This is a genomic window from Parasphingorhabdus pacifica, assembly GCF_054779195.1.
In genome coordinates, this window is record NZ_BAAGYS010000012.1 from 60,909 (window position 1) to 76,975 (window position 16,067).

General features: G+C 68.0%; 15 protein-coding genes. 14 read left to right on the forward strand and 1 reads right to left on the reverse strand.

Annotation, left to right across the window (positions count from 1 at the left end; all coding sequences use genetic code 11):
- Positions 1–79: 79 nt before the first annotated feature.
- Entirely contained in the window at positions 80–1,039 is a 960-nt protein-coding gene (locus ACYVAN_RS19515) for a helix-turn-helix domain-containing protein (RefSeq protein ID WP_460961682.1), read from the reverse strand.
- Positions 1,040–1,208: 169 nt separating this feature from the next.
- Here ACYVAN_RS19515 and ACYVAN_RS19520 point away from each other — a divergent pair, with 169 nt between their 5' ends.
- The 14 genes from ACYVAN_RS19520 to ACYVAN_RS19585 form a co-directional block, all read left to right on the forward strand.
- Positions 1,209–1,670 (forward strand): DUF3180 domain-containing protein, encoded by a 462-nt coding sequence (locus tag ACYVAN_RS19520; RefSeq protein ID WP_460961684.1) that lies wholly within the window; start codon positions 1,209–1,211, stop codon positions 1,668–1,670.
- Between the two features lie 130 nt (positions 1,671–1,800).
- Positions 1,801–3,168 (forward strand): DUF6779 domain-containing protein, encoded by a 1,368-nt coding sequence (locus ACYVAN_RS19525; RefSeq protein WP_460961686.1) that lies wholly within the window; start codon positions 1,801–1,803, stop codon positions 3,166–3,168.
- Positions 3,169–3,229: 61 nt separating this feature from the next.
- Entirely contained in the window at positions 3,230–4,477 is a 1,248-nt protein-coding gene (locus ACYVAN_RS19530) for a PrsW family intramembrane metalloprotease (RefSeq protein ID WP_460961688.1), read from the forward strand.
- A gap of 246 nt (positions 4,478–4,723) precedes the next feature.
- Positions 4,724–5,638, forward strand: a complete 915-nt coding sequence (locus tag ACYVAN_RS19535; protein ID WP_460961690.1) for a Rossmann-like and DUF2520 domain-containing protein — start codon at positions 4,724–4,726, stop codon at positions 5,636–5,638.
- Positions 5,635–6,546, forward strand: coding sequence for a pantoate--beta-alanine ligase (gene panC / locus ACYVAN_RS19540; protein ID WP_460961692.1), 912 nt, complete (start codon positions 5,635–5,637; stop codon positions 6,544–6,546). Before ACYVAN_RS19535 ends, panC begins: the two co-directional genes overlap by 4 nt.
- A gap of 72 nt (positions 6,547–6,618) precedes the next feature.
- A complete protein-coding gene (gene panD, locus ACYVAN_RS19545; RefSeq protein ID WP_460961694.1) occupies positions 6,619–7,131 on the forward strand; it encodes an aspartate 1-decarboxylase in 513 nt (170 codons plus the stop codon).
- Positions 7,132–7,214: 83 nt separating this feature from the next.
- Positions 7,215–8,018, forward strand: coding sequence for a type III pantothenate kinase (locus ACYVAN_RS19550; protein ID WP_460961696.1), 804 nt, complete (start codon positions 7,215–7,217; stop codon positions 8,016–8,018).
- 161 nt (positions 8,019–8,179) lie between these two features.
- Positions 8,180–9,700, forward strand: coding sequence for a lysine--tRNA ligase (gene lysS, locus ACYVAN_RS19555; protein ID WP_460961698.1), 1,521 nt, complete (start codon positions 8,180–8,182; stop codon positions 9,698–9,700).
- A gap of 177 nt (positions 9,701–9,877) precedes the next feature.
- A complete protein-coding gene (locus ACYVAN_RS19560; RefSeq protein WP_460961700.1) occupies positions 9,878–10,231 on the forward strand; it encodes a histone-like nucleoid-structuring protein Lsr2 in 354 nt (117 codons plus the stop codon).
- Positions 10,232–10,605: 374 nt separating this feature from the next.
- Positions 10,606–10,815 carry a hypothetical protein gene (locus ACYVAN_RS19565; RefSeq protein WP_460961702.1) on the forward strand — a complete coding sequence of 70 codons (210 nt, stop codon included), beginning with the start codon at positions 10,606–10,608 and terminating at the stop codon, positions 10,813–10,815.
- A 121-nt stretch (positions 10,816–10,936) separates the two neighbouring features.
- A complete protein-coding gene (locus ACYVAN_RS19570) occupies positions 10,937–12,013 on the forward strand; it encodes a FecCD family ABC transporter permease (protein ID WP_460961704.1) in 1,077 nt (358 codons plus the stop codon).
- A 5-nt stretch (positions 12,014–12,018) separates the two neighbouring features.
- Complete coding sequence (locus ACYVAN_RS19575) at positions 12,019–13,104, forward strand: FecCD family ABC transporter permease (RefSeq protein WP_460961712.1); 1,086 nt, start codon at positions 12,019–12,021, stop codon at positions 13,102–13,104.
- Positions 13,101–13,958: an ABC transporter ATP-binding protein gene (locus ACYVAN_RS19580; RefSeq protein ID WP_460961706.1), complete on the forward strand. Its 858-nt coding sequence runs from the start codon at positions 13,101–13,103 to the stop codon at positions 13,956–13,958. The genes ACYVAN_RS19575 and ACYVAN_RS19580 overlap by 4 nt, the downstream gene beginning before the upstream one ends.
- A 292-nt stretch (positions 13,959–14,250) precedes the next feature.
- Positions 14,251–16,067, forward strand: a 1,817-nt coding sequence (locus ACYVAN_RS19585) for an ATP-dependent Clp protease ATP-binding subunit (RefSeq protein WP_460961708.1), incomplete at its 3' end; no start/stop codon positions are given.

Sequence of the window (16,067 nt, forward strand, 5' to 3'; positions counted from 1 at the left end):
GGCACCCGGGGTGCCGACCCCGTTGGGCGGGACCGGCACACGGGCGTTTCGGAAGTTCTCCCGACCTGGGGACGGAGCCTCAGCTCGCGCGGGCGCGGAGCGTAGCGACGAGCCATTCCGTGTCGGCGACCGAGAGGGTCTGCGGTTCCGGCCACCCGTTGATGGTCGCCAGCAATTCCCAGTAGCGCGACAGCCTGCGATCGTGCTGTTCGAACGTGTCGGCCAGCTGGTGGTAGACGTCGGCCTCGGTCTCGTGCTTCTCCGCGGCGGCGTTGCGGAAGGCGTCCACGAACCGGTCGATCAGTTCCCGGGACGATTCGACGGACGCACCGGCCTTCCGCGCCTCGGTGACTTCGAACAGCAGACCCCAACTTTCCTTCGCCGACTCGGAAGAGGTGTCCGGTTCCCGGCCGCTGTCCCTGAGTTCGGCCTGCTCGGCGTTCATGGTGCGCACGCGCTCGCGGAAGTCGGGGTCGGCGACGAGTTCGGCGAGTTCGATCCACGCTTCCAACTGCTCGGTGGACGGGTCGTCCGGCAGCTGCGGTTTCGCCGAGCGCATCCAGGCGATGAACTCGGGATTCACGTTCAGCCCTTCGGTGGTCTCGTTCCAGAATTCGTCGACGAGTCGATTGCGCTCCTCATCGGACATTCCGGCGATCTTGTGCATGAGTCTCAACTCCTCGGTCGTGCTGTCCTGTTTCACGACCGCGCGCAGAACGGCTCGCCTGGCCCGCAGCGTGCGCAACCGGCCTTCGAGCAGTTCGAGGTGGGTGCGGGCGAGCTGTTGCAGTGTCGTCTCCTCGCCCAGCACCAATCGCACCTCGTCGAGACCTGCTCCCAGGTCGCGGAGCGTGCGGACCAGTTCCAGCCTGGCGATCGCCGACACGTCGTAGAGCCGGTAGCCGGAATGCGTGCGGTCGGTGGGTGGCACCACGCCGCTGTCGGAGTAGAACCGGATGGTTTTGACGCTCAGTCCTGTCCGGCGGGCCAGTTCCCCGATCGAGTAAAGCCTGGTGTCGTCCACGGAATGCACTTTCACCCCTCCAGTCGGTGGAGACTCAAGCGTGATTCTCCGTCCTTTCGCCCGATTCGGGCGGGTGCTTCGCATCCTGGCGTCCCACCCGGCGTGGTCGGTTCGCGTCCCGCTGTGCGGAGCTGTGGCATCGGGGTGGGATCCTGATGCTGTGGCTCCACGGCACATAGATCAGATGACGATGACCCAGGCCCGGCAACTCATCGCGGTCGCGTTGGTGGGGGCGGTTCTCGCGTACCTCGGGATCCGCGTGTCCTACGGCGCTCTCCCGACGCTGCCGATGCTGGCGGGAGCGACGTTGTTGCTGCTCGCGCTGGTCGATGTCGTGTTGGCCGTGGTTGTTCGCCCGCGGATCAAGCGACGGGCGGGGACCGAGCCGCTGGAGTCCTTGACGGCGGCCCGATTGGTGGCGTTGGCCAAGACCTCCTCGCTGGCCGGGGCGATCATGGGCGGGGTGTGGATCGGGCTGCTGTTGTTCCTGGTGCCCCGGATGGAGGTGCTCGAGGCAGCGCGAAGCGACACCGCTTCGGCCGGGATCGGCCTCTTCAGTGCCGTGGCCCTGATTGGGGCCGGGCTGTGGCTGGAGAATTGCTTGCGGAATCCGGACGAGCCGGAAGAGCCGTACGACGACGAGTAATCGGCGAAACCCGTCCGTGCAGCCGGTGCTCTTCCTCCTGGGGGAACGTTGTTGAGCTGACCGTTGCAGCGGGGTGGCGGGAAGTTCGCCTGTGGAGTTCGTCGCGCTGGTGGGCCGGTACCGTGGGGCCATGTCCGACCTCGACGGTTCCGAAGATGCGCGCGGGGGTGGGCGCGCGACACCGCTGTGGGTCGGCGCGGCGGTTCTCGCCGCCGCAGCGACGGCGGTACTGGTGCTCAGCGATGACGCCCGCCTGCTCAAACTGGGGCTGGTTGCCGCGTTGTGGGCGGCGCTGATCAGCGCGTTCGCTGTCGCGAAGCTCCGCAATCGAGTGGCCGACGACGCGGACCGCGAAGCCGAGATGCAGCGCGTCTACGAGTTGGAGCTGGAGCGGGAGGTAGCGGCCCGCCGGGAGTTCGAGGCGGAAGCGGAAGCGGAGGCCCGGCGTCGTGCGGCGGAGGACTCGGCACACGAGATCCAGTCCCTGCGAGCGGAACTGAACAACCTTCGGCAAACCTTGGAGCAGGTGGTCGGCGGGGATGTGTTGTTCGAGCGGGTCGCGTTGCGCGCGGAATCCACTCGGGTGCGTGCGTTGGGGGACCAGAGCGGGCGGACGGCGAGTTCTTCGGAATTGCGTCCCGTCGGGGAGTGGGAGCGTGAGCTCCCGGGCGGCAACGGGGTGAGCGGGCAGGCTGCACAGTTCCCGGCAGGCCCGGCGGTCGCGTCGAATGGTGCAGTGCCGAACCAGCCTGCGGCGGGCCAGGCTGCGGCGGGCCAGCCTGCGCCGAGTCAGGCTGCGGCGGGCCAGCCCGCGCCGAGCCAGGCTGTGCCGGGCCAGCCGGCACCGAACACGGGCCGACCGCAGAATTCGCCTGCCGCCGGACAGGGAGTTCCCGGAGAAGCCGCCGCGAGAGCGGGCTCTACCGGGCCGAACACCATCGAGGGTCACTCGGTCAGTGATACCGGGGCCGAGCAGAGCACGGAGATGTTCCCGCGGGTTTCCGGAGAGCAACCTGCCGACCGCCCATCCGCCGCCGACCGCTCATCCGCTGCCGACCGCCAGCATCCCGTCGAGCCCCAGCGGCCTGCTGCCGAGCGTCCCGCGACCGCACCGGTCGAATCCGAATCGCCGCGAGCACAGCCGATCGTCCGCGGCGTGCAGATGGTCAACGGGTCATCCGGAAAGTCCCGGCGCCCGGCCCCGGCTGCCGACCCCGCCAGAAGCAGGCCGCCCAAGCCCGGTGGGTCACGGACACGTACCGATTCGCAGCCCCAGCCCGAGGCGGTCGACCCGAGCAGGGCCACGGAGGGTTGGCCCGAACCACCCGCCGACCAGTCGGCGGCCCAGTCGGCGGCCCAGTCGGCCGACCGGCAGGCGAGCCAGGATTCGTCGCATGTCGTCGAGGGTGCGCACGCCGAAGGCACCTCAGTCACCGAGCTGTTGGCCGCTTACGGGGAGTCGAACGAGTCGCAGCGTCGGCGTCGTCGTCGAGGTTGAAGTACTCACAGCGGCTTCGGTGCGGTGTCGCATCATGATCCGGTCGTTTTAGGGTTTCCGAGTGACCACTCCTGATCTCGGCGGGGCCGCCACCCCCGATCTCTCCGGTGCGCGCAAGCTGCAGACCCGGAAGCACCACGTGGTTGGTTGGCCGATCGCGGGGTTGATCTGCCTCGGCACGATCGGGTTGATGATGCTGGGGGTCGCGACTTCCCGCGTGGGCGTGCTGCCCGCCGTGGTCGGCGCGGCCGCTGCGCTGCTGCCGGTCGGCGCCGTCTTCGCGGCGACCGTCTGGATCGACCGCTGGGAACCCGAACCGCCGATGCTGATGCTCGGCGCGTTCCTCTGGGGCGCCGGTGGGGCCACCGGATGCGCGCTGCTGCTCAACGACGCGGTGATCGGTTTCGGCGCGACCGTGCTGGGGCCGAGTGATCACCTGTTCTTCGAACGAGCGGTCATGGCTCCCGTGGTGGAGGAGGCCGCCAAGGCGCTTTTCGTGATCGCGCTGTGGTTGTGGCGGCGTTCCGAGTTCAACGGCCTGGTGGACGGCATCGTGTACGCCTCGCTCACAGCGGCCGGCTTCGCGTTCACCGAGAACATCCTCTACTTCGGCAAGGCCTTCGCGGAGGGTGGCTTCGGCGGCGTCAGCGGCGGGGTGATCGCGGTGTTCATCCTGCGTGGTCTGTTGGCTCCGTTCTCGCACCCGCTGTTCTCCGCGATGTTCGGTATCGGCATCGGGTTGGCCGCGCGTGCCGGTACGACGGCTCCGCGAGTGCTGTGGCCCGTCCTGGGCTACGTGGTGGCCGTCGTGCTGCACGGCGTGTGGAACGGTTCGACGCTGCTCGGCGGGACCGGGTTCCTCAACATGTACTTCTTGATCATGGTGCCGATCTTCATCGGAACCGGCTGGATGATCGTCTGGCAGCGCAAGCGGGAGCAGCGGATCATCGTCGAGCAGCTGCCGGTGCTGCGGCGCGCCGGTCTGATCGTGGACAGCGAGGTCGAGATGCTGGCGAGCCTGGCAGGTCGCAGCGGGTGGCAGCGCAAGGTCAAGGCAACGGCGGGCAGTGACGCGGCGAAGGCGGTGCGCGATTACCAGATCGCCGTCACGGAGCTGGCGTTCCTCCAGCACCGGGCGGAGGAGGAAGGCACGACGAGCGCGGTGCGCCGGGCACGGCGGCTGGAGCTGATCGAGGACCTCAAACGGGCGCGGCGTTCCGCGGCGGGTACCCAGGACGCGTTCCAGACCGCCCGGGTCAGGATCGACGAGCTGACCCAGATGAACGTCCGGCGCCCGCCGCAGAGCTGACCCCGCCCGCGACGGCCGGGGTGGCCGTTGGCGAACGGCCGGTCGGTGCCTCGGAGCTCGTTCCGGCTGTTCGACCGGCGGAGTGGACCTAACGCCGGAATTTCCCTCGATGGGATGGTCGGCGCGAGTGTCGCTGCCGTGGTCCTCGCCACCCGGATGTCTCCTTCGGGCCGTTCTCCGGCTACTCTCGCGCTGCTGTCTGGTACCCGGGGAACGGGACTGGAACGGTAGGGAGGATCAGTGGCGATGTCTGCCGATCATGCGCCGCCGCGCTCGGAACGTCCGCGACTTCGCGTCGGAGTCGTCTCGGCGGGCCGGGTAGGTGCGGTTCTGGGTGCGGCCTTGCGGCGCGCCGGTCATCACGTGACCGCCGTGTCCGGAGTTTCCGCTGCGTCGACGAACCGGGCGGAAGAGCTGCTGCCCGGAGTGCCGATACTTCCGCCGGACGAGGTCGCCGAACAGGCCGATCTGGTGCTGCTCGCGGTACCGGATGATGCGCTGGCCGGGCTCGTGCGCGGCCTGGTGGCCACCGAGTCGTTGCGCAAGGGACAAATCGTGGTGCACACCTGCGGTGCTCACGGGATCGATGTTCTGGAACCCGCTGCCGAGGCCGGGGTGCTGCCGTTGGCGCTGCATCCGGCGATGACCTTCACCGGGCGGGCCGAGGACCTGGAACGACTGACCACCGCCTGCGTCGCGGTGACCGCGCGCGCCGAGGACGAAGCGGCTTGGAACGTCGCCGAGGTTCTCGCGCTGGAGTTGGGCGGTGAGCCGGTCCGGGTTCCCGAGGAGTCCCGACGGCTCTACCACGCGGCCCTCACCCACGGGGCGAACCACTTGATCACCCTGATCAACGAGTGCGCCGGTCTGCTGCGCGGTGCCGGGGTGGAGGCCGCCGAGAAGGTCATGGCCCCGATCCTGTCCGCTTCGCTGGACAACGCGCTGCGCTACGGCGACCGCGCGATGACCGGGCCGGTGGCCCGGGGGGACGCGGGCACCGTCAGCGGGCACCTGCGGGCACTGGACAGCGCCGACCCGGCGGTCGTGCCGGGCTACGTGGAACTGGCGAAGCGGACGGCGGAGCGTGCGGTGCGTTCGGGTGTGCTCCGGGACGACGCCGCTGCCGGCGTGCGCGAGGTGCTCGACGAGGAGGGGCGATGACGACATCCGAGAGCGTGGGTGCGGGGCCCGGCTTCCGGCGCGGTGAGCTGACCGTGCACTCGGAACCCGCGGAGCTGGCCAAGGTGACCCGGACGCTGCGCGCCACCGGGCGCAAGGTCACGCTCGTGCCGACAATGGGTGCGCTGCATTCCGGGCACCTGGAGCTGATCCGCCGGGCGCGCCGGGACGACAGCATCGTGGTGGTCTCGATCTTCGTGAACCCGCTCCAATTCGGTCCGGAGGAGGACCTGGAGCGCTACCCTCGGCCGTTCGAAGCCGATCTGGAGGCGTGCCGAGCGGAGGGCGTGGAGCTCGTTTTCGCCCCTGCGCCGGACCGGATGTACGGACCGGACCCCCAGATCACGATCGACCCGGGCAGGCTCGGCGACGAGTTGGAGGGGGCGAGCAGGCCGGGGCACTTCGCGGGGATGCTCACCGTGGTCGCCAAGCTGTTGAACATCGTGCGTCCGGATCTGGCGCTGTTCGGAGAGAAGGACTACCAGCAGCTGGCGCTCATCCGGCGGATGGCCAGGGAGCTCAATCTGGAAACGGCCGTTCAAGGCGTACCGATCATCCGGGACGCCGACGGCCTGGCGCTGTCGTCGCGCAACGCCTACCTCTCCGAGGAGCAGCGGCAGGCCGCCCTCGTGCTGTCGGCTTCGTTGGCGGCGGCCACGCGCGTGGGTGCGGACGGCGCGGACGCGGTGTTGGCGGCGGCTCGTGAGGTGCTCGAGAGCGAGCCGCTGGTCGAGCTCGACTACTTGGAGCTGCGGGACATCGAGCTGGGCCCCCCGCCGGAGAACGGTGAGGCGCGCCTGCTGATCGCCGCGACGGTGGGTGGCACTCGGTTGTTGGACAACGCGCTCGTGGTGCTGGGCACTCCGGCCGACCCGGAACCGGGAGCGTGACCGGTAGCGCACCGGTCGTCCTGGGGCCCGGTGACCTTCGGGCTCGGGCGATGTTGAAGGAGAAGATTCGTCATGTTCCGCACGATGCTGAAGTCGAAGATCCACCGCGCCACGGTCACCCAGGCCGATCTGCACTACGTCGGATCGGTGACGGTCGACGCCGATCTGATGGAGGCTTCGGACCTGCTCGAAGGTGAGCAGGTGACGATCGTCGACGTCACCAACGGGGCGCGCCTGGAGACCTATGTGATCACCGGTGAGCAGGGCTCCGGGGTGATCGGGATCAATGGTGCCGCCGCGCATCTGATCGAACCGGGTGATTTGGTCATCCTCATCGCCTACGGCGTGATGGACGACCTGGAGGCCAGGTCGTTCCAGCCGAAGGTGCTCTTCGTCGACGCGGACAACCGGGTCGTCGATTACGGGCACGATCCGGCTGCGGCGCCCGTCGGGTCGGGCCTGAACAGCGGGGCGGCCCAGAACAAGGCTGTCCAGGACAAGCCTGCCCAGAACAACGCTGTCCAGGACAAGGCTGCCCAGAACAACGCTGCCGCGAACAACGCCGCCGAGTCCGGCAACGCATAGCGCAACAGCCCGAGGCGTGGCGTGCGGGGTTCCGCATCCGCCCGTTCCGGCAACCGTCCGGAAGAACTCATGAGGGGACGACGGTGCTGCTCACCATCGACGTTGGCAACACCAACATCGTGCTCGGTCTCTACGCCGACGCGGTTGCCGGCGAGGGAGAGGAGAGGCCGGAAGGGCTGATCCGGGACTTCCGGATGCGCGCCGAACCGCGGATGACTTCCGACGAGCTCTCCTTGACGATCCGTGGCCTGCTCGGCGAGTTCGCCGGCCGAATCACCGGCATCGCCGCGCTTTCCACCGTCCCCGCGCTGTTGCGGGAACTGCGCGTCATGCTCGATCGGTACTGGAGCGACGTCCCGACGGTGGTCGTCGAGCCGGGCGTGCGCACGGGAGTCCCGCTGCTGGTCGACAACCCGAAAGAGGTCGGTGCCGACCGGGTGATCAACACGTTGGCGGCTCACCACCTGCACGCGACGAACTGCGTGGTGGTCGATTTCGGCACTTCGACCAACATCGACGTGATCTCGGCGAAAGGTGAGTTCCTCGGGGGCGCGTTCGCTCCCGGTATCGAGATCTCGCTGGATGCGCTGGCTTCCCGGGCGGCCCAGCTGCGCAAGGTCGAACTCGTGCGTCCGCGTTCGGTGATCGGCAAGAACACGGTGGAATGCCTGCAATCCGGGATCGTGCACGGTTTCGCCGGTCAGGTCGACGGGTTGGTCAGCAGGATCATCGACGAGCTGGAGGTGACCCACGGCGGGCCGACGACCGTGCTCGCGACGGGAGGTCTGGCACCGCTGGTCGTCAGCGAATCGGACACGATCACCCACCACGTGCCGCACCTGACGCTCCTCGGATTGCGCCTGGTCTACGACCGCAACTTCGGTTGATCCGGATGGTGGTCCCACCGCTTCGGCTCAAGGTCCCGATCACGGCGTACCTCCCTCACCGGTGGCGATCCGCCGCACGATCCGTGCGCGTGTTGCTTCGGCAGGTGGGAACACCTGCCTGGTGACGGGTACCGACGACCGAATACGTACCCTTGGCACCCGTGACTGACCAGGACCGTTCCAATCCCGTGACCGACACTGACGCCGCTGATGACCTGCCGGAACAGATGCGCGTGCGTAGGGAGAAGCGGGAGCGACTGCTGGCCGAGGGCGTCGATCCCTATCCGGTCAACGTATCGATCACCCATTCCCTCGCCGAGGTGCGCGCCGCTCATCCCGACCTGGAACCGGATACCGCGACGGGCACCGAAGTCGGTGTTGCCGGTCGGGTGATGTTCCTGCGGAACACGGGGAAACTCTGTTTCGCGACGCTTCGCGCGGGCGATGGTGTGGAACTGCAGGCGATGTTGAGCCGTGACCACGTCGGAGAGCAGTCCCTGACGGCCTGGAAATCGGATGTGGATCTGGGTGACCACGTATTCGTTCATGGTGAGGTCATCACTTCTCGCCGGGGCGAATTGTCGGTCATGGCCGACGAGTGGCGCATGGCGGCGAAGTCGCTGCGGCCGCTTCCGGTGGCGCACAAGGAACTCGGCGAAGAAACTCGTGTTCGACAGCGCTACGTCGACCTGATTGTGCGCAAGCAGGCGGCGGACACGGTGCGCACGCGCGCGAGTGTGCTGCGTTCGCTGCGGGATTCCTTCGAACGGCGTGATTACGTCGAGGTGGAAACCCCGATGTTGCAGACGCTGCACGGCGGTGCGGCCGCCCGGCCGTTCGTCACGCATTCGAACGCCTTCGACATGGAACTGTTCCTGCGCATCGCGCCCGAGCTGTATCTCAAGCGGTGCGTGGTCGGCGGGATCGAGAAGGTCTTCGAGATCAACCGCAACTTCCGCAACGAGGGGAGTGACTCGTCTCACTCTCCGGAGTTCGCCATGCTCGAGTTTTACGAGGCGTACTCCGATTACAACGCGATGGCCGAGATGACCAGGTCACTGATTCAGGAAGCGGCCGAGGCGATCACCGGCTCGCAGGTCGTTACCTGGGCTGATGGCACCGAGTACGATTTGTCCGGCACTTGGGCTTCGATCACGATGTACGGATCGCTGTCCGAGGCGCTGGATTCCGAGGTCACTCCCGAAACGTCGATCGAAGCTTTGCGTGGTCACGCGGACGCCGTCGGTTTGAAGGTGGATCCGGCCTTCGGGCACGGAAAGCTGGTCGAAGAGCTCTGGGAGTACCTGGTCGGGGACCATTTGTACGCTCCGACGTTCGTGCGCGACTTCCCGGTGGAGACCGCACCTCTGACCCGCCAGCACCGCACCGAGTCGGGCTTGGCCGAGAAATGGGACCTCTACGTCCGGGGTTTCGAACTGGCCACCGGCTACTCCGAACTCGTGGATCCGGTCGTGGAGCGGAAGCGCTTGGAGGAACAGGCCAGGTTGGGTGCTTCGGGCGACGACGAGGCGATGCATGTCGACGAGGACTTTCTCCGCGCACTCGAGTACGGAATGCCACCGAGCGGTGGTGTCGGAATGGGCGTGGACCGGTTGTTGATGGCGCTGACCGGTCTCGGTATCCGTGAGACGATCCTCTTCCCGCTGGTCCGGCCGGAATGACCCGATCCGGGGTCTGTTGATTTTTCTTCGCCGGGGTGAGTGCGTTAACCGAGAGGCTGCGCTAACCTGAGCCTGAGAATGATTCGGTGACGGCTATTAGCGCACTCCCCCGGGGAAGGAACCCAGGAGATGCTCGCTGTCCCGGTATTGCGAAAAACTCCGGGGAGGACTTCGAAGATGGCGCAGAAGGTCACGGTCACCCTTGTCGATGATCTGGACGGTGGGCAGGCCGACGAAACGGTCGAGTTCGCGCTGGATGGTGTCTCGTACCAGATCGACCTTTCCAACGACAATGCGACCGAGTTGCGGGATGCTCTGGCGAACTATGTCTCCAGTGCCCGTCGCGCCGGTGGGCGCAAGAAGCCGGGTCCGAGGCCGGGGTCGACCCGTGCGGCCGCGAGCGGTTCGACGAGCGCGGATCGCGAGCAGAACCAGGCGATTCGGGAATGGGCCCGCAAGCGGGGACTGAAGGTCTCCGACCGCGGCCGTATCCCCGCGGACATTGTCGAGCAGTACCACAAGGCGAACTGATTCCGAGGGTTCGCGGCGTTGGAGCGGCTCGTGCCGCGCGGTCGCGAACTCGGAGCTGATGAGAACGGCACGCCAACGCAGGGGGCGCCCGAACTTTCGGGCGCCCCCTGCGTTGTGAATCGAGGCGGACTCGCCGATCGTCGGTGGTGATCGAGCGCGGTGCTCGGCGGATTCGGCGTGGATCGTGGTGCGTGCCGGTGGCGAATTCGTCCGTGCACTCGTTCCGTGCACTCGTACTGGGGGTAGATCCCCTGGTTGCTGCCCTCTTCGCTGTTGATTTTTTCGTCCTTCCGGCGTCGTGCCGGTTGCTTTCCTCGAATTCCGCTGCGAAGCGGTGACCATCCGCGCGGGGAACGAATCAAGATCCGGCCAGGGTGTTCCGTGGAGGACTCCGCACGCTGCTCGGTGGCCGGATCGTTCCACGGCGTCCGCGCGCCCTGCTGGCCGTGCCACTTCTGCTGGCCGTGCCGCTCCTGCTGCCCGTCCGTGCGCGGGCCACCACGCGCCCGGCCCGCTACGTGCCTGGTTGCCCGTGCGCCTTCGTGCTGTGGCCGTCGAAGATCACCCTGTACGGTTATGGTTAGGTGGGCCTAACCTAACTAAGCCGTATCGGGATGCCGTCGGATCGGGTCGTGACCGTCTCGGCGGGTCACCGTCTCGTGGTCACTGACCCGGTGACGCAGGCGATCGACGAGGGAGTGGGACGTGACTGGCAGCGTGACCGTCGGGAACTCGCGGCGCTCCGGCGCCGGGAGCGGAACCGGGGAGTCGCAGCGCGCCGGTGCGCGCCGCGGCCGACGTCTCGGCGGGCTTCTGGTCCTGCTCGGCCTGTTGCTGGTCAGCTGCCTGCTGAGCGTGGCGCTCGGTGCCAAGAGCATCCCGTTCGGCGAAGTGTTCGGCGCATTGGCCGGACCGGCCGGGACCGAGAACTCGCTGATCGTCCGGGAACTCCGGATGCCGCGCACCCTCGTCGGCGTGCTCGTGGGCGCAGCGCTGGGGCTGGCCGGTGCGGTCATGCAGGGACACACGCGCAACCCGATAGCCGATCCGGGCATCCTCGGCATCACGCAGGGCGCCGGGCTGGCCGTGGTGCTCTCGGTGTTCTTCTTCGGCATCACCAGCCTCTACGGCTTCATCTGGTTCTCGTTCGCCGGCGCACTGCTCGGTGCCGTCGCCGTGTTCAGCATCGGATCCATCGGGCGAGCGGGAGCGACTCCTGTGACGCTCGCCCTCGCCGGAACGGCGATCAGCTTCCTCCTGCAGGGCATCACCTCGGCGCTCGTGCTGCTCGACCAGGAGAGCCTGCAGACCTACCGGTTCTGGAAGGTCGGCTCGATCGCGGTCACCGACACCGGGTTGATCGTGCAGGTCCTCCCGTTCGTGCTCGCCGGACTCGTGCTCGGGCTGGCCAACGCCTCCGGGCTCAACGCGCTCGCGCTCGGGGAGGACGTCGCACGATCACTGGGCCACCGCATCGAGTGGTCTCGGCGTGTCGGCATCCTGGCGATCGCGGTGCTCGTGGGTGGCGCGGTCGCGGTGTGCGGACCGATCGGCTTCGTGGGTCTGGTGGTGCCACACGTCGCCCGCTTCTTCACCGGCGCCGACTACCGCTGGCTGCTGCCGTTCGCCGCGCTGCTCGGATCGTCCCTGGTGCTGCTCGCCGACATCGCTGGAAGGCTGGTGGCCAGGCCATCCGAAATCCAGGTCGGGGTGATGCTGGCGATGGTCGGCGCGCCGTTCTTCATCGCGCTCGTGCGTCGCAGGAAGTTGGTGCGGTTGTGACCGGGATGGTCGAAACCCCCGAGAAGCAGCGAGTGGCCGGTCGTCGTCCGGCGCGGTTGGGGCCGCTGTCCGGGATTTTCCGCCTGCGCCCGCTGCTGGTGTCCGTGGGCGGCCTGGCGGCGCTGTTCGTGTTCTTCGTGCTCAACGTGGGAATCGGTGAGTACGACATCGGCCCGGTCCAGGTGGCGAGCACGCTGCTGGGCGGCGGGGATCGCGCCGACCGGCTCATCATCTTCGAGCTCCGGTTGCCGCGTTCGCTGACCGGGATGCTGGTGGGCGCCGCGCTCGGGCTGGCCGGGGCGATCACGCAGACGATCGCCCGGAACCCGTTGGCGAGCCCGGACATGCTCGGCGTCACCTGGGGTGCGGGGACCGCCGCCACCGCGTTGATCGTCTTCGGTGGCGGCGCAGGGGCGATCGGTCGCTCCACGGAGGCGGTCGGCCTGCCGGTGGCGGCGCTGTTCGGGGGTCTGCTCACCGGCCTCGCGGTCTACCTGCTGGCCTACCGCAAGGGGGTCGACTCGTTCCGCCTGGTCCTCGTGGGGGTGGGCGCCAGTGCGCTGGCGAGTAACGCGACCTACTGGCTGCTCACGGTCGGCGACATCAACGACGCGGGCCGCGCCATGGTGTGGCTGCAGGGCAGCCTCAACGCGCGGAGCTGGGAGCACGTCGTGCCGCTGGCCATCGCGCTGGGGGTGCTCGTGCCGTTGACCCTCGCCGGTGCGCACGCCCTGGGTGCGCTGCAGTTCGACGAGGACACCGTGCGCGGGCTCGGCCTCCGGTTGAACCTCGCGCGCAGCGCGCTGCTGCTCGCCGCGGTCGTGCTGGCCTCCGTGGCGACGGCGGCTGCCGGACCGGTCGTGTTCGTCGCACTGGCCACCCCGCAGATCGCGTTGCGCCTGGCGAGAACCTCGCGCCCGCCGTTGTTGATCTCGGTGGTCCTCGGCGGCGCACTCGTGGTGGCCGCGGACCTGATCGCCCGGGTCGCCTTCGGTGGGCTCGAACTGCCGGTCGGCATCGTCACCTCGGTGCTGGGGGCCCCCTACCTGATCTACCTGCTCGTCAACCGGTACCGGGAGGACCGCGCATGACCCGCACCGCCTCACCTTCCAGCACGGAACGCGCCGACGTGGCGGGGAACGAACGAGTTCGCCTGCGGGCCCACGAGCTCCGCCTGGCCTACGGCGAACGGGTGGTCGTCGACGGTCTCGACCTGGAGGTCGCGACCGGCACGATCTCCGCGGTGATCGGCCCGAACGGCTGCGGGAAGTCGACGATGCTGCGGGCGCTGGGGCGTCTCATGCGACCGAAGCACGGCGGGGTGCTGCTGGACGGGAAGCAGATCCACAAGATGTCGACCAAGGAGGTCGCGAAGGTGCTCGGGCTGCTGCCGCAGTCCCCACTGGCACCGGAAGGGCTCTCGGTGGCCGACCTGGTGGCTCGCGGCAGGCACCCGCACCAGTCCTGGTACCGGCAGTGGTCGTCGGACGACGAGCAGTCGGTCGCCGCGGCCTTGGAGCTGACCGGAATCGGCGACCTCGCCGAGCGCACCATGGACGAGCTCTCCGGCGGGCAGCGGCAGCGGGCGTGGTTGTCGATGGCGCTCGCCCAGGAGACCGATCTGCTGCTGCTCGACGAGCCGACCACCTATCTCGACCTGTCCCATCAAGTGGACGTGCTGGAGCTGGTGGGTCGCCTGCACGAGGAGAGCGGGCGTACTGTCGTAATGGTCCTGCATGACTTGAATCTGGCCGCGCGCTATGCCGATCGGCTGGTGGCGATGCGGGACGGAGCGATCGTTTCCGAGGGCACCCCGCACGAGGTGCTCACCGAGGAACTCCTCGCCGAGGTGTTCGAGTTGGACGCGCGCGTGATCGAGGACCCCGTGGCGGGTACTCCGATGGTGGTACCGGTCGGCGGCCGTCGGAAAGGCGCGAAGGCGTAAGGCAAACAGATCTTCCACCCCGCCGTGAGTGGACGCGCCGGGAGCAGGGCACATGTTCGCGCTGAGCGGACAGCCTGCCTCGATCGGGTTATGGCCGGAATGTCGCAGGCCAGAAAGCCGTTGGCCGGGGTGTTGTAAGGATTGAGAAACAGCAGGCCGCCAGCGGGCACGGACTGCGACGGGGCGGGGCTACTACAGTGGTTCCCAAGAGTGCTGAACCCATCGCGGGCATCGGCGAAGCAGGGGCCGTGTCCCGGTAACAGACCGCCGGCGCAGCAGTCAGGGAGTGCGAATGTTCGAGAGGTTCACCGACCGCGCGAGGCGGGTGGTCGTCCTGGCCCAAGAAGAAGCCAGGATGCTCAACCACAACTACATCGGCACCGAGCACATTCTCCTGGGATTGATCCACGAGGGTGAGGGTGTCGCCGCCAAGGCGCTGGAGTCGCTGGGAATCGCCCTGGAAGGGGTGCGCCAGCAGGTCGAGGAGATCATCGGCCAGGGCCAGCAGGCTCCGAGTGGTCACATCCCCTTCACCCCACGAGCCAAGAAGGTGCTGGAGCTGTCGCTGCGCGAGGCGCTGCAGCTCGGCCACAACTACATCGGCACCGAACACATCCTGCTCGGGCTGATCCGCGAGGGTGAAGGCGTGGCCGCGCAGGTGCTCGTCAAGCTCGGTGCGGACCTCAACCGCGTGCGCCAGCAGGTGCTGCAGCTGCTCTCCGGTTACCAGGGCAAGGAGCCCGCCGAGGCCGGTGGCCGGGGCGAGGGCACGCCGTCTTCGTCGCTGGTGTTGGACCAGTTCGGTCGCAACCTGACCCAGAGCGCCCGTGAATCCAAGCTCGACCCGGTGATCGGCCGGGAAAAGGAAGTCGAGCGGATCATGCAGGTGCTGTCCCGGCGGACCAAGAACAACCCGGTCCTCATCGGCGAGGCCGGTGTGGGCAAGACCGCGGTGGTCGAGGGGCTCGCCCAGCAGGTCGTCAAGGGCGAGGTGCCCGAGACGCTCAAGGACAAGCAGCTCTACACGCTCGACTTGGGATCGCTGGTCGCAGGCTCCCGCTACCGCGGTGACTTCGAGGAGCGCCTCAAGAAGGTGCTCAAGGAGATCAAGACCCGCGGCGACATCATCCTGTTCATCGACGAGATCCACACGCTGGTCGGTGCCGGTGCCGCTGAGGGGGCCATAGACGCCGCGAGCATCCTCAAGCCGATGCTGGCCCGCGGTGAGCTGCAGACCATCGGTGCCACCACGCTGGAGGAGTACCGCAAGTACGTCGAGAAGGACCCCGCGCTGGAGCGCCGCTTCCAGCCGATCCAGGTCGGCGAACCTTCGCTCGAGCACAGCGTCGAGATCCTGAAGGGCCTGCGGGACCGCTACGAGGCGCACCACCGCGTCTCGATCACCGACGGCGCCCTGGTGTCGGCGGCCAGCCTGGCCGACCGCTACATCAACGACCGGTACCTGCCGGACAAGGCGATCGACCTCATCGACGAGGCCGGTGCGCGGATGCGCATCCGCCGGATGACCGCGCCGCCGGACCTGCGCGAGTTCGACGAGAAGATCGCCGACGTGCGCCGCGACAAGGAGTCCGCGATCGACGCGCAGGACTTCGAGCGGGCCGCTCGACTCCGGGACGAGGAGAAGCAGCTCCTCGGCCAGAAGGAGGAGCGGGAGAAGCAGTGGAAGGCCGGTGACCTGGATGTGGTCGCCGAGGTCGACGACGAGCAGATCGCCGAGGTGTTGGCGAACTGGACGGGGATCCCGGTCTTCAAGCTCACCGAGGAGGAGACCTCGCGTCTGCTCCGCATGGAGGACGAGCTGCACAAGCGGATCATCGGCCAGGAGGACGCGGTCAAGGCCGTGTCCCAGGCGATCCGTCGTACGCGTGCCGGGTTGAAGGACCCGAAGCGCCCGTCGGGTTCGTTCATCTTCGCCGGTCCGTCCGGTGTGGGGAAGACGGAGCTGTCGAAGGCGTTGGCGGAGTTCCTCTTCGGGGACGACGACGCGCTCGTGCAGATCGACATGGGTGAGTTCCACGACCGCTACACCGCGTCGCGGCTGTTCGGTGCGCCTCCGGGCTACGTCGGCTACGAGGAGGGTGGTCAGCT

Bases quoted from the DNA above. Each gene is read 5' to 3' on its own strand.
- ACYVAN_RS19520 (WP_460961684.1), top strand. From the start codon at position 1,209: ATGACGATGACCCAGGCCCGGCAACTCATCGCGGTCGCGTTGGTGGGG.
- ACYVAN_RS19525 (WP_460961686.1), top strand. From the start codon at position 1,801: ATGTCCGACCTCGACGGTTCCGAAGATGCGCGCGGGGGTGGGCGCGCG.
- ACYVAN_RS19535 (WP_460961690.1), top strand. From the start codon at position 4,724: ATGTCTGCCGATCATGCGCCGCCGCGCTCGGAACGTCCGCGACTTCGC.
- panC (WP_460961692.1), top strand. From the start codon at position 5,635: ATGACGACATCCGAGAGCGTGGGTGCGGGGCCCGGCTTCCGGCGCGGT.
- panD (WP_460961694.1), top strand. From the start codon at position 6,619: ATGTTCCGCACGATGCTGAAGTCGAAGATCCACCGCGCCACGGTCACC.
- ACYVAN_RS19560 (WP_460961700.1), top strand. From the start codon at position 9,878: ATGGCGCAGAAGGTCACGGTCACCCTTGTCGATGATCTGGACGGTGGG.
- ACYVAN_RS19575 (WP_460961712.1), top strand. From the start codon at position 12,019: ATGGTCGAAACCCCCGAGAAGCAGCGAGTGGCCGGTCGTCGTCCGGCG.
- ACYVAN_RS19580 (WP_460961706.1), top strand. From the start codon at position 13,101: ATGACCCGCACCGCCTCACCTTCCAGCACGGAACGCGCCGACGTGGCG.